Annotated in this window: 11 protein-coding genes; 3 read left to right on the top strand and 8 right to left on the bottom strand. The window is 46.1% G+C overall.

Annotated features, from left to right (window positions below):
- Positions 1-367: 367 nt before the first annotated feature.
- The 5 genes from C7R93_RS28085 to C7R93_RS28065 all read right to left on the bottom strand — a co-directional run bounded on the left by C7R93_RS28085 (position 368) and on the right by C7R93_RS28065 (position 5333).
- Positions 368-1780 carry a sensor histidine kinase gene (locus tag C7R93_RS28085; protein WP_106841877.1) on the bottom strand — a complete coding sequence of 471 codons (1413 nt, stop codon included), beginning with the start codon at positions 1778-1780 and terminating at the stop codon, positions 368-370.
- A complete protein-coding gene (locus C7R93_RS28080) occupies positions 1761-2408 on the bottom strand; it encodes a response regulator transcription factor (protein WP_106841876.1) in 648 nt (215 codons plus the stop codon). The genes C7R93_RS28085 and C7R93_RS28080 overlap by 20 nt, the downstream gene beginning before the upstream one ends.
- The gene (locus C7R93_RS28075) at positions 2386-3468 is read right to left on the bottom strand and encodes an undecaprenyldiphospho-muramoylpentapeptide beta-N-acetylglucosaminyltransferase (protein ID WP_106841875.1); all 1083 of its coding nucleotides are present in this window, start codon (positions 3466-3468) and stop codon (positions 2386-2388) included. Before C7R93_RS28075 ends, C7R93_RS28080 begins: the two co-directional genes overlap by 23 nt.
- Positions 3465-4448 carry a polysaccharide biosynthesis protein gene (locus tag C7R93_RS28070; RefSeq protein ID WP_106841874.1) on the bottom strand — a complete coding sequence of 328 codons (984 nt, stop codon included), beginning with the start codon at positions 4446-4448 and terminating at the stop codon, positions 3465-3467. Before C7R93_RS28070 ends, C7R93_RS28075 begins: the two co-directional genes overlap by 4 nt.
- A 129-nt stretch (positions 4449-4577) precedes the next feature.
- A complete protein-coding gene (locus C7R93_RS28065) occupies positions 4578-5333 on the bottom strand; it encodes a metallophosphoesterase family protein (protein ID WP_106841873.1) in 756 nt (251 codons plus the stop codon).
- A gap of 228 nt (positions 5334-5561) precedes the next feature.
- Here C7R93_RS28065 and C7R93_RS30870 point away from each other — a divergent pair, with 228 nt between their 5' ends.
- From C7R93_RS30870 to C7R93_RS28050, 3 genes are all read left to right on the top strand, one after another.
- Positions 5562-5768, top strand: a complete 207-nt coding sequence (locus C7R93_RS30870; RefSeq protein WP_244191682.1) for a hypothetical protein — start codon at positions 5562-5564, stop codon at positions 5766-5768.
- 197 nt (positions 5769-5965) lie between these two features.
- A complete protein-coding gene (locus C7R93_RS28055) occupies positions 5966-6523 on the top strand; it encodes an RNA polymerase sigma factor (protein WP_106841872.1) in 558 nt (185 codons plus the stop codon).
- Positions 6520-8274: a DUF4179 domain-containing protein gene (locus C7R93_RS28050; protein WP_106841871.1), complete on the top strand. Its 1755-nt coding sequence runs from the start codon at positions 6520-6522 to the stop codon at positions 8272-8274. The genes C7R93_RS28055 and C7R93_RS28050 overlap by 4 nt, the downstream gene beginning before the upstream one ends.
- 200 nt (positions 8275-8474) lie before the next feature.
- Here C7R93_RS28050 and C7R93_RS28045 read toward each other — a convergent pair whose 3' ends face one another.
- From C7R93_RS28045 to C7R93_RS28035, 3 genes are read right to left on the bottom strand one after another with little or no spacing between them, the layout of a single operon-like run.
- Positions 8475-10070, bottom strand: a complete 1596-nt coding sequence (locus tag C7R93_RS28045; protein WP_106841870.1) for a SagB family peptide dehydrogenase — start codon at positions 10068-10070, stop codon at positions 8475-8477.
- A 23-nt stretch (positions 10071-10093) separates the two neighbouring features.
- Complete coding sequence (locus tag C7R93_RS28040; protein ID WP_106841869.1) at positions 10094-12037, bottom strand: TOMM precursor leader peptide-binding protein; 1944 nt, start codon at positions 12035-12037, stop codon at positions 10094-10096.
- A complete protein-coding gene (locus C7R93_RS28035) occupies positions 12037-13953 on the bottom strand; it encodes a putative thiazole-containing bacteriocin maturation protein (protein WP_106841868.1) in 1917 nt (638 codons plus the stop codon). Before C7R93_RS28035 ends, C7R93_RS28040 begins: the two co-directional genes overlap by 1 nt.
- Positions 13954-14094: the final 141 nt, after the last annotated feature.

Below are 14094 nucleotides of genomic sequence, written 5' to 3'. Positions count from 1 at the left end.
GTTTTCAAAGAGCATTTTTACTAGCACTTCAAAAGTGCCGGACTCACAATATACCATGTGTGTTTGTTTCAAGTCAACAGGTAATTTGTATCATTGGTTCAATTTTGTTTCGCCCTTTTTCAAAGGCAGATTGCTAATATAACACGAGCTGTTCGTTTAATCAAATGCAATAATTGGAAATAATGTCTCAATCGTCATTTCCCACGAACGCTAATCTCTGAAAACGACGAAAAACGCCCGAAAATATGTTATCGGGCCACTCTAGCTCAAATTCATTAGTGTCGAATATTTTTTCTAGAGATTTCTCATTAATCTTGACTTGTTCCAAGAGCTCTATAGGGTTTTTAAAGCAAAGAACAGGTGCGCATCACGACGAAACTTCCCCCACGGAACAACCCTGCAAGGAAAAAGCAAACACAATCTCCTCGCCTTCTATCTGCACATCATAACGAGCTTGATGTTTGTCCAGCACAGCTTTGACGATGGAGAGTCCTAGTCCCGTTCCGCTAAGCTGTTTGTTGCGAGACTGTTCGATCACATAAAATGGCTCCCAAATTTGCTTCAATTGCGAGACGTCTATACTTCCGACCCCATTTTTAATGGAAAAAATGACGGTATCCCCCGTTTGTCTGATCGAAATATCAATGCGCCCATTCGTCGTGTACGTGACAGCATTGCCAAGCAAATTACCCAGTACCATTTCCAGCTTGTCACGATCAGCCCACACACAATACTCCACATCCGCTTCCTTCTCGATCGTGAGCTGAATCGCTTCTTGCTGGATCAGCAACCGGTATTTCTCCAGCGTTTGTTCCAGCGCAGCTTGTAGAGAGACGGCAGTAAACGAATATTGATCCGTTTGATAGCGGGACAATTCCAGCAGCTTGTTGACCAACTCCGCGATACCGTCTGTTTGCTTGTCAATGACCGCCAGAAAGGTCCCGTCATCCAGACCATCCTTGATGCCCGCCGTATACGCCTTGATTAGAGCCAGTGGCGTTTTTAATTCATGGGAAATATCCGAAATAAACGTACGTAGATTCCGATTTCTCGCTTCCAGCTCTTCGTGGGCCCGTTGGAGCTTGTCACTCATCCGGTTAATGCTCTGGGCCAATTCCTCTATCTCATCGCCCGTACGAATGTCTGCCTTCTGAAAACGCAGATTGGAAATCTCCTCCGCCGTATCCTTCAGCTGTGCGAGTGGGTCAATCATCCGTTTGGCAAACATCCCGCCCACGACAACAGTCAAGAGCAACGCCCCCAGAAAAATATACGTATTGAACTGATTCACAATGCGAATCGTATCACTGGAATACGCAACCGATTCACTGATCGCGAAAACCACTCGCTCCTTCATCATAAACCGGACGAGTACATTCGATTTCAACTTTTCTTGCATATACAGCTTGTTTACGTATTCACCATCCTGTAAGGAAGCGACGCTCTCCTCGGTGATCCAAAATTTGCTGAGCGGCAATCCTTTTTGGGCAAATAGAGCGCGCAATGATTCGTTCAAATCATCGTTGTTTCCCGTATACGAGGTGTACACGATCGTGACGCGGTACTCATTTTCAAGCCCTTCGATCTCATTTTGCAAAGCATCTGCTGTGAAGCCTTCCATCTGGGAAGTAATCGCGGATAACGTATTTTTCTTCTCATACAAAAAATACTTCGGTAAAAAGAACGTGTTAATGAGAAAAGACAAGACGTACACGACTGCGACCACGATGGCAATCTGCACAAACAGCCGACGTCCCATCTTATTTATCCGGATTTTCAAAACTGTACCCCATCCCTCGATGTGTTTTTATCCAGTTATCGCCTATCTTCTCTCGCAAGCGGCGAATATGGGTGTCCACGGTTCTTTCCTCACCGAAATAATCGAATCCCCACACATGGTCGAGTAAAGCTTTTCGCGTCAATACTTTTCCTTCATGCTGCACAAAGTATTTCATGAGCTGGAATTCCTTGTTGGTCACATGCAGGTCTTCTCCAGCGTGATATATTTTTTGCGCCTCCAAATCCACCTTGATCTGTCCAAACGTATACTGCCCATCCAGATGCAGCATTTTTTTGGCGCGCGCTAGCAAAATTCTCGGGTCAAACGGCTTTCGCACGTAATCGTCAGCTCCCGCTTGCAAGGCGTAAAGCTCGTCATCAATTTCCCCTTTGGCTGTCAGCATCAAGACTTTTACTGTACTGTTTGCCTTGATTTCCTTGCATACCTCGATGCCACTTATTTGGGGCATCATCCAGTCCAGGATCGCCAGGTCGATTTGTTCGTTGTACAACATATTCAGTGCTTCTTGCCCATCATTGGCGGTATATGTAGTGAAGCCTGCTTTTTCGAAGTAGGCTTTCACGATTTTGACCATGTATTCTTCATCATCCGCGATCAAAATGTTCATGTGCAGCTCCTTTTAGCAATGCCCACACCTTGTCGACTGCTTTTTCATCCTTATTTTTCCTCATTTTCGCCAGATAAGTCTCGCGATTTTTGTACAGGGCAAGGATTCTCTCCACAAACATCTGTGTCGTCATTTGTTCTTGCAAAAGTACATCTGCGTAACCCACAGCTTGAAAGTTTTGGGCGTTCACGAGCTGACCTGTACGTGCCCCTCCGTTCGTATGCGGGAGAAGAAGCATCGGTTTTTGTAATGCGAGCAATTCAGAAATGGCATTGGAACCAGCCCGGGATACAACCACATCGGTAGCCGCCAATAAATCAGCCAATTCCTCTCCAACGAAATCATACTGCTTATACCCCGGATAATGAACAGAGTAATCGACCTTTCCCTGCCCACATATGTGAATGATCTGGAATTGGGACAGCAAATTCGGCAGCGCCTCGCGAACGATGCGGTTGATCGTCTCTGCCCCTTGACTTCCTCCCATGATCAACAGCACGGGCTGCTTTTCATGAAACCCGCAGGCGGCGATTCCGCGCAGACGTTGACCAGCCTTGAGCGACTCCTTGATGAGCGGCCCGACATGGATCACTTTTTCGCTGTTCAGCTTTCTCTTTGTTTCCGCAAATGTCGTGCATACTGTATCTGCAAAAGGCAGGCAAAGCCGATTGGCGAGCCCCATATGCACATCGGGCTCATGAATGATCGTCCTGATCTTGTTCATGCGGGCGCCGAGCACGACAGGAACTGAGACAAAGCCACCCAGTGAGTATACGACGTCCGGCTTTATTTTACGTATCAAGAAATACGCTTGAAGGATACCACGGAGCACCTGGAGAACATCCGACACGTTTTTCCATGAGAAGTACCTCCGCAGCTTTCCGGTCGAGATACTATGATACTGCACGGCTTTTTGTGCTTCTACGAGCTGTTTTTCTATTCCTGTCTCTGAGCCGATATAATGCACACTCCAGCCTTCTTGCAGGCATTTGGGAATCAAAACGAGATTGCCCGTTACATGCCCGGCAGAACCTCCGCCTGTAAACAAAATCGTCTTCATGAAAGGAAACCTCCTGCCCGCAGCATTACCCTCGTCTCTTCCTTGGTCAAGACCACAGACTCGGAATGGAAGCTAGCAAAGTCGACCTTCGGATATGCAGCGTAAAAGGCTTGCAGCTCTTCTTGCGGAAAAGCCGGCAGGATGACAAAGTATTGGTCATTCAGGTCAATCGCCCTGTCACTTTCCATCTCGGACACCAGCATTTCATATCGTTTTTCACCCGGGCGCATCCCGATGGTGACAATACGGCTGGCCTGCGCTCCCGCCTCTTCTCTGAGGACCTCCGCTATATCCATGATCCGGCAAGAGGGCATTTTCAGTACAAAGGTTTCCCCGCCCAGACTTTTATGCGTAGCCGTAAAGAGCAGGTGGATCGCCTCTTCCAGACTCAAGAAAAATCTCGTCATTTGCTCATCTGTCACACCGAGATCCAATCCTTGTTGCAATTGGTTTTTGAAAAGGGGAATTACACTGCCTGTCGATCCCAAAACATTGCCGCTTCGCACACAAACAAACCGAGTAATGACATCCCGCTTGTTGGCCTGAATGATCAGCCGCTCCCCAATCGCCTTGGTCATCCCATATGTGCTGGAAGGATTGGAAGCTTTGTCTGTGGAGACATAGATAACCTTCTTCACACCGTTGGCAATCGCCGCATCGATGACATTTTGCGTGCCGATCACGTTTGTTTTCAAGGCAATATACGGTTGGTTTTCACAAATCGGGACATGCTTCAATGCCGCAAGATGATACACATAATCGACCCGCTGACATGCCTGCATCAATTCCTCCTGATCCCGAATGTCTCCATTCATAAAACGCAGTCGTTTATCTTGAAAATGATGGTTCATTTCTACTTGCAGTGCTTCATTGCGCGAAAAAATACGGATTTCTTTTGGCTGCTGCGGCAGGAGTTGCTTCACGAGCTCCCAACCCCAAGAGCCTGTACCACCCGTTATTAAAATGGTTTTGTTTTTCATCTATTGTACCTCCGAAGCATTCATGTGACTGACATGAATATCGTAGAGGTCGTGTGTTACGCCAGTGTGACAAATAACGGGGAAATGAAAAAAATGACGCCAGAAAGAATCTCTGACGTCAGTTTGTCCTTACAACTCTGCTCTTCCCGTTCGGATCGCATACGCATAGTCTCTGCGCCCGTTTTCTTCCGCTCTCTTCGCTGCCTGCTCGAAATCATAGGGAACCAATACTTGCTCGACTAGCCACGAGCCCCCTTGTCGATTTACTGTGACGTACTTGGCATGTGGCGTCTTCGATTCCATCGAATGCGGGTACGGTGCTTCTTCAAAATACGCTGGGAGTCCCACGCTTCCCGGGTTTACCACGAGCTTGCCATCTGGGAGCCATACGGATTTGGGTACATGCGAATGCCCGCAAAAAATGACCTGCTGCTGAATGCCGGTCAGCTCGATCATTAAGGCGTTTTCGCTTTTCTCGTCAATCCCATATGGAGCGACATTCTCCAATAAGTACACATCATCGGCAAAAGGTGTGCCGTGGCAAAATAAGAGATCATCATGAATCCATTGCTTTTGGAATGACCCGATCCAGCTGAGCGTTTCTCTTGTAAGCAGTGGCTTCACGTATTCGAAGGTGATTGACTCCATTTGCTCTTGCAGTAAATATCTGTCACAATTGCCCATGATATGTATCATTTCAGAACGCTCCATCAAGAGCTCTGCCGTTTTGATCGGATCAAGCGGTCCGAATAAGGTGTCGCCCAAATTCACAATGGTTTGAATGCCGCGGGAATCAATGTCATGCAGCACGGCTTCTAATGCGTAGGCGTTGCTGTGTATGTCGGAGATAACTGCGATGGAATGGTTGTTTTGGCTCAAGCTCATATACTCCTTTACGAACGGAAATTGTCCGTATGTTTTGAATGAGCCTTTGACATTGGACAGATCGAACAGTTCGAAGCTTCGGCTCACATAGTATTACCGCAAGACTACAAAGATTTCCTCCTCCATATCGGAAATGGCGGGAAACACTCTAAATAGTTCCCACTGTCATTGTCGCATGCAAAGGATTGCTTGGAAGAAAGCTTACGAAAAACAGTAGGCTTAGAATATATGAGTCATCGCTCCTTCCACGAGGTCATCGGGCGTGTAAACAGACTATTTACACACGATATCGGTGGAAATCGCTTCCCGCTGTATGTGGAAGGACTGGAGCAAGAGATTTTAATCAAAGGTGTTAAGGATATAGCCGTTTCCGTCGGGGATGTTATTAAAATCCGAGGACGGTTGAGTGGAGAGGTTTATCGGATTACGCGGTAAAAAAGCAATACTTTTAAAGAGGATGCCCTTCTAGTGAAAGAAGAGAGGCATCCTCTTCCTATGCAAATTTCAATTTTTATGAAAAAAGCTTGAGAGGGGTCCTTCCTTCTGTTCGTCTATAGTAATGAACAACGTCGAGACGTTTTTCACAAAAAGGAAAAGCTGCGCAGCACCTTTTTGCAAGGAGGTAACAAAACATGCAGGACGACCTGGAGGTCATTGCGGAGGTTCTTCAAGGTAATAAAGAGGCTTATGCTCTGATCGTCAATAAATACAAGGGAAAAATCGCTTCGGTTCTTGGGCACACGCTCCACCATTCTCATGATGCCGAAGACATGGTTCAGGAGGTTTTTATCAAGGCGTACTACAGTCTGCCTGATTATAAACCCAACCACTCCTTCTCTGCCTGGCTGTATCGGATCGCGATCAATCGCGGAATTGACGAGCTACGAAAGCGAAAACGAATGCCTTCCGTAACAGAGATGGATGTCGAGTTCAAAGACGAGTGTCCGATCCCGGAGGAAGATTATCTGGTCAAAGAACAGCAACATGCTTTGCGACAGCAGATGATGGCACTGGACAAGAACTACAGGACGATTCTCGATCTGCACTATCTCCAGCATTTAAGCTACAGGGAGATCGGCAACAAACTATCTTTGTCCGTAGATACCGTGAGAATGCGCCTTTCCTATGCCAGGAAAAAGCTGCGAGACCAGCTAAGCAAGCCGAAGAAAAAAGGGGGTACCCCGCTTTGAATTGCCTTTCGCAAAGACAGCTGATCGCCTACATGGAAGATCGTTTATCGCCTGTGAACAAACGTAATGCCGAAAGTCATCTCGACCATTGCACACACTGCCAGCACCAGCTGGAGCAATGGATCGATGAGCTGCACCAAACGGAAGAAACGATGTGGGAAGAGTCCCTCTCCAAAAATATGGATCAAAAGATTATTCAGATGCTCTCCCCTCATCCTGTGAGAGTATTAACCCCTGCTACCCCTACACACCAACCACCTGCGTGGAAACAAAGGAGTATCACGATCATGAAAAGAATGACACTTACCGCTGCTGCATTAACGGTTGTCGTATCGGGAGGAATGCTAGTCTCCCCTACCTTTGCGAGTTATGTCAATGCTGCTTTTACGAACAGTCCGATTGGCAAAGCTGATCCTGTAGCACCTATGAATAACAGTATTCTTCAAAAGTCGGGGGACTCTGGTATTGAGCAAGCAGCCCAAAAAGGTTTCGCTCAAACCGTGAATGTAAGTGCGACCGATCAAGGTATCACTTTTGAGGTGAAGGAAGTGATGGCTGATCCTCTGCGCATTAGCATAGCTGCTATTGTAAAAGACAAGAACGGCAAACCGATGGACAGTTTTTTGAGCGAAATGATCAGAAGAGATAACAAGGAACAAGTGATTACGATCAAAGACAAACAAGGGAACGTACTGAAACCTATTGAGGCGTCCGCAAATGAAGACACTCGCAAACCAAATGAAGATTGGCACAATGTTATGAATGTAGATACTGGTTACATGTCCTTGGATCGTGAGCTGCGCAGCTACTTTGCTGATATCAGTGAAATTCCGGACGAGCTGATTGTAGAGTTCAACATTAAACAATTGGACGACATCAAAGGAAACTGGAAGCTGTCCGTACCTGTTGACATGAAAAAGGCAAAGGCTGCGACGAAGACACATGAAATCAACAAAACATACACGACTCCGCAAGGACTCAAGCTGGACGTAAAACAGATGACGTTTGCACCGAGTGGGGTGGAAATGGTCATAGATCGCTCGACTACGGATAACCAGCGAAAAGAATACAGCTACGAGTTAGTCAATGAAAAGGGCACAGTCGTCGCCGCTTGGGATTCCAAGGCTGTCATCCGTGAAGCCAGCAAACAAAACAATGTCATCAAGTATTTGAAATGGGATCATACCCGCTCTACTGAAAATGGAACAAGAGACTTCCACTACTTCCAACCAATCGACGCAAGCCAAAGCCTTACCTTCAAGCTCGGATCTGTTTATACAGAGGAAGCGGCTGCATTAAACGCCAAATTGGACACCGATCGGCTTGAGAAGAAAGAATCCATAGCAGTGGAAGACCAGGGAGATCAGTTCACCTTCAAGAAGTATCAAAAAGATCCAAACGCAGTAGTTGATGTCGAAGGCTATGACGGTGTACACCGTGTAAATGACGATGGAAGCACCACGAAATTGGAGGGCTACCACCTTTCATTCGAGGGAAAGCTCGATCCAGATACTGCTGCTATGACCCCTTTTGAATACTGGACCATCTCAGACGAAACAGGGAAAAAGTATGTAGACGTCGACTACTATATTCATAAGACAGAGTATGAGAAGGGACGGGCGATATTGGGAAGCACCATATTCTTAGAAAACCTCACAACCCTGCCTAAGCAACTGATCATTACTTCCGAGAAACGAATGGTTGAACACAAAAATGTAGAGTGGGAAGTACCCATTTACGCTGGAAAATAAAAGACACCCTTCATAAGCAAAAGTGGTAATATCCCCTAACGGTAGACAACGTAAAAAAGACATCTGCTGAAGATGGATGTAGACGTTGTGATCGAAGGGGGATTTTTTCATGGGGAAAACGAAACGACCGCTCCCCAGTGGAATATCGGGAAACGGTCGCTGCGTAATTGATGTCTTTTTAAGTGTGCTCCAGCTCCTTCCTATACGTACAAATGTCCGGTTAACCTATTGGGTAAACGATAGGGCCCAACAGGTACTTGTATTAAACAGCTTTGGTTTACATTCGTGATTTTGTAGATTTTATCGCATGTTTTTGCATCATACTCGAGAAGTGGATGGCCTGCCAATCCGATCGAAGAAGCTACCAACAGTAATTTTTGTACAAGTATACCCGCTTCCATTTGTTGAATACGATATCCTCTGTATCCGAGTTTATGTCTGTAGTAATGATAGTCCCCTACGACATGCAGGCAGATCGGAACATCGAGTATATTGAAGTCGCTCCTATTCATTGCCTGTTTTAATATGGGGCGATGGTCTCCAAGACGAATGAGCCTTAATTTATGGGAAGGATAGTCATAATAATAGGCGCCAGCGGGAATATCCTCCACAGAATAGAGACAGCAGTACAACGAAACTCGAGACTTCGGTTGTTCTTGGATTTCTGGGATATCTATTCGATCCAGATCATTTCGGTAGAAGAAAGCATTTGTCGCCTCACGCAAAAGAGTGGCTAATTGCTGTTGACTCACTTCGCGTAAAACGAAGTGCTCACCAGGTGAAAACCTCTTTCGGCTTGCCTCCATGAGATCCCAGTTTAAAGGTTTTACGTTTGGTAATGCCAAAGAAGGACCTCCAAAGGCAGGCTTTTTTTCTCCCCGTACCCGCTGAAAGTAGTCCGTTGATTCGAACTTTGATGCTTCATTCAACTTTATCAGCATGGGATATTTTCTAATCCTTCGAGAACGAATATAGGAATGATGCTGAACAGCGGGTAACTTCCGATACAATTCTTTATCCCAGACAATTTCCATTCCTTCACGCTTATGGGCAAACCAATTGATATCTGATTTTATCGAGAGAGGAATCACCGCATATACGCTTTCTTCCCATTGGTTCAGCCCCAGCAGATGATTGACGGCTCGATCGAGAAATTGATAGTAAACACCTGTTGTAAAACCAAACCTTTTCGCTGCTTCAAGCAGCTGGCCAATCAGTGCGCCTGCATCCAAACCTTGGAGGCGGTACGACAGATTATGATACTTAAAGAAATTTTTCCAAAACATTGTCGATACAAATACTGCAGCAAAACACTCTGACATGTCACAATAGTAACCCAGAGCCATTGTCAGATATGAATCGCAATTTCCTTTGCGCAGCAACACCAAACGATGATGGGCAGCGTCGTAATGGTACACTCCTGCGGGCAAGTCATCCATGTTTAGATACACGTATAATTCGCTTGGATACAAAGCCCCTCCAGACGGAACAAATCTTCGGAATAACTCCTCTGATCTTTGGTCGTAGGAATCCCAGTCATTACCTCGAACAGACACTCGGGTAAGACCAAATGTGACCCAGAGAAAATGGCCAATATCACGAATGGTTGGCTTCGATGATTGTTTATTTCTGCCGTGTTCAAGAGACAGCGGAACTTCTAACGAAAGCGGCACGACAGGCAGTTCGCGATAAATCTTATAAACCAAAGGGGAATCTTTCCAATCTACTTTCCAGTCGGCGGGGATAATTTTTTCGACGTCATACAGCAGATTGTGCAAAAATACATCCCTGCGCATACTTTTTCCTCCTACTTCAAGACCTATGGAAATGGATGCGGATGCGGATTCAGTTGTTCATATGTCAGGGGATGTTTGGTATAGCCAAGCTGCATGGGTACGTTCAAGACACGATCCAGTCCTGTTACGCGGGTTAAGTGATAGCCAAACGTCATCGGCAGCATCCCAGGGATCAGAACTTTCACGCTGTACAGTTCGTTTCTGATCATTTCTGGTGTCGTCTGGTTAACCACTATCACTTCGAGGTTTAATTGCTTAAAAATCTGCAGAATGCCTTTCAAATCATCCGTCAGGTCATGATGACCTGCCTGCAGCTTAAACTCCTCGTCAAATGTTCGCATGGGCCGATCATTATGAAGCAAAAAGTGCAGTCGCTCTTCCGCTTCAGGCAGACTGTACAGCATACCATGGTCTTCCATTCTTTGCACTAGGAAGGGATCGTGCAGCATTTGCAGAAACTCTTCCCGATGCGTTTCATATTTTTCATCCAGTGTTAACAGCATGTCGGCCAGTTCATGCACCGCGGTTTTTACAGCTCGCAACGGATCAGGATGAGACCCGGCGGCACAGACGAGATTGACTCCCTTCTGTTTCCTGTTTTTCGTAATGGCCCAAACACTTGGTATCCCATTCTCCATTGTCGCGTTATACAAATACAGATCGTAACCTGCCACTGCTTTTATTCGCTCAATCATCAAGAGCAATTCTTTGTCTTTCGCAGATTCAGGATCAAGCCGCGGTAAAGGCAGTTGTGCATACCATGTCAAAAGAAATGCGTCTCGTTCCACCACTTCCAATATACCGTAGAAAATAGCCTCTTCTAAACACCTGCCTAACGCGCAACCATTGGAGTTTTCATAGACGAAGTCATCTTCCAGGTCGTAGTAGGCAATCGATTCTGGTACCAAGATTGGCTTCTCCTTAAAAAATGAATAACCCCATACCCAATTCATGGGCCGTTTTGGATCAAACCTTTGGAAACGATAATCAGGATTTGCATATTGTTCCTCCGAATGCAGCCCGATCTTCAGCGGGTTGAGCGCGTGGTCTTTCACCTTCTCATAACTGTCGCAGATGACCGTTCTTTTACCTCGTGGATGTAGACCAGCGTATCGCTCCAATGCCTCCAGGATGGCTGTCAGTTCACTCTGCTCATAAGAAAGAGTTCGCCCGGCTGCTCCTTCATTAGACGTTATCATCGGCAGATTCACACTCATGACGGCAAATGGGGTCAGGTGGTCTTTGGTTTTTTGGCTGATCATGCCAGTTCGAAAATCGAGATATTCCTGAATGAGGACTTCCTTAAAAACATCTAGCGAACAGATTCGATAAATGTTGGGATTGGCCTTTAGTCTTGGTTGAAGAGTAATACGTGCTGCCTCAGGTGTATCCTCAGGCAATTCCCCACATACCTCACATATTGGATTTGGCAAAAAGAAGTGCTCTGAGGTCGCCAGGGTTTGCAAGTTTACCAAATGGATTCTTGTTCTTTGTACTGTATATGGGCGACTGCCCTGTAACACTCTTTGCGCTTCCGCTGTGATCATGTTCGCCAATTGGTACATTCCCGTATTTGATGCCCATGCATCACGCTGTCGTTCCTTTTGATTTTTTAGCTGGAGTTGAATTTCCCTCAGATCTCTCCGGTTTTTGCGGGTCATCAGTCTTCGAAAGTCGGCACACTGCGAACATCCCTGCATACGTGGTCCCACGAGTGGTCCTACTACGCCCTCTCCAAATGAAACAAAGCCCCTTAACCAAGGAATGCCAGCCTTCTTGAACACCTCTTCAGCCTGTAGGTGAATGGAAGGATACCAGAAATCATGCAGTACTAAAGCCAATTCCACCTCTTTGGGTATATCAGCCTTACAATCAGGCTGCTGCACGACACTGTATTGACTGGACAGGTTTCGATATACGAAATCCGCTAACAATCCCTCTCCGACAATCATCAGGACTGTGCTCATCAGGATTCATCCTTTCGCAACAGCACACCAAATACTCCTGCCAATTCCTCTTTGAAGACTTGCTCCAATTCCAATTCACAAACGAACAGCTCTTTATTGTTTCGTCTCAAAGAGGACAAGGCGGCTTTCAACATTTCGGAGTGTGCTGCCTCTTCAACTGTGGGGATGACCAAACTGTGTGGAAGCTTTTCTTTTACTACAATGGAGGACGGATTAATCCCATATGTCGTTGTTTGGCTAAGAGATGGGTTATGGTTTACCCATAACGCCTGCTGCAATGCGGTGCGCAATCCCATAGTCAGATGTAAGCATGCGCTGTAATACCAGCGATCATTTGTGCCTATCCAGACTACTGGGAAGCCTGATATTTCCTCCCCCAGGCATACCGTCGGTGGGCCGTTCATGATTGTCAGAGCCTGTAAGTAAAAAAGAGAATGTTTATCTTCTATTGAGTTCAGCTCAACTGGATAAACAGCAGTTTGGTGGTTTTCGAGCTGTTTACGCAGCTCTGCTGTCAAACTCTTTTGCAATCCTCGGGTAACGGCTTCCGGAACTGTCTCACCCGCACCTATTCCAACAAATTCCTCAGTCCCCAATAGCGGTTTAGCCATTCTCGATGCATACGCTTCAATTCCCGCCAATCCCGCTTCACGCCTAGCTCCATCATGCGTCAAAGCTGAACAAACGATGTCAGCAAGTAACTCTACCGGACCTTCAGATAAGGGATCAACTACTGCCACTCGGCATTGCGCCAATGGGAGTTGTTCCAAATCCCCCTCGTCCCAAGTATGAAAAATTCCTGTTTGATCCGATGTTAACGAACCAAAGAATGCTGGCAAATCATATGAGCCATTTTGATGGGTACGTTGTTCAAAAAGTAGATTCGTGTCCTGCACCCATTTCACACGTGCACCACCAGTCACCAGAGGGTGAGGGGTGAACGGATGCCACTCTCCTTCCATCGTCTCCAAATTCATGAGAAAGATTTTATTTTCCTGCGCAGATGTCCCTGTAATGGTCTTAAGCAATTCAAACACAACGATGTTTGCTAACATGGCAGCGCAAATGGGGGAATAAGCGCTGAAACAAGAGCCGTTGTTGAATGAAGATCGGTGGATTCGGCGCCTGGCCGATTCAAAACATCCATCTGCATCTGGACGTAAAACTGGCCCCGCAATTCCCACTTGGTCCTGGCAAATAGCTGGAATAAAGATTTTGTTTTGTTCCTTGCAAATCGAATAAAGCACCCGCAATTCCTCAAGGTCGCCTTCTTTTTGTACATATAAGACAACTTGAAAAGCCTGCACAGCCTTCTGCCAACCATCCCGATCATTTTTTTGCAGGTAAATTTCCTCCAGCTTTACCTCGGAGTCCTCTTTTCGAGCATGTGCTGCCAATTCCCACAAACGTTCCCGATTGGTCCTGGTGGAATGGGTAGTGGCTATGTATATGGCAGGCAATCCTGATTCCAACAATGCTGCAACCAAAGCAGAAAGTAGGGAACCAGAGCCAACGGCCAGCACTTTGGTTTGACGGTACAACTGAAAACGATAGGCAGCGGAATCAGTGAAGCTGTTCAAAAATTCTATCTGAGGAGCGTATTTCTCCATAATTTCCTTGGATAACTGGTGTGAAAGCTGACTGCTCCAATCGTGGACAAAGCCGTTTTGGTACAGCATGTCTGCAATTTGATATATGTGATCTCTACGCTGGTCAGACAGCCCATTTGTCAATTCTTCCAATGTATGTTCCCCGTTAAACAAGGGCATCAGTTTTTCAATCCACTTGTCAATTCCCTTCCCTTCCATCTGAAATGATCCTAGATTGTTTTGAAAATACACACGGCCATCTGGATCAGGAACGTAATACGTATCCCCTTTTACTTTTAGTCGCATGGATGGGTTGACAGATGTCATTTTATGCCTCCTCCCGTGACCTGATTTCGGAAATATGTCTTTCACAACTATTTTGATCTTATGCTCTGCAATTTGTCCTTCTTGTCAAAAAATGATGGGGAAGAAAAAAAGCCATAACCCACGATAATCATGGATTATGGC

It is taken from the genome of Brevibacillus fortis, from assembly GCF_003013395.1.
In the GTDB taxonomy this organism is placed as follows: domain Bacteria; phylum Bacillota; class Bacilli; order Brevibacillales; family Brevibacillaceae; genus Brevibacillus; species Brevibacillus fortis.
This window is presented reverse-complemented; position numbering and strand designations above follow the sequence as displayed.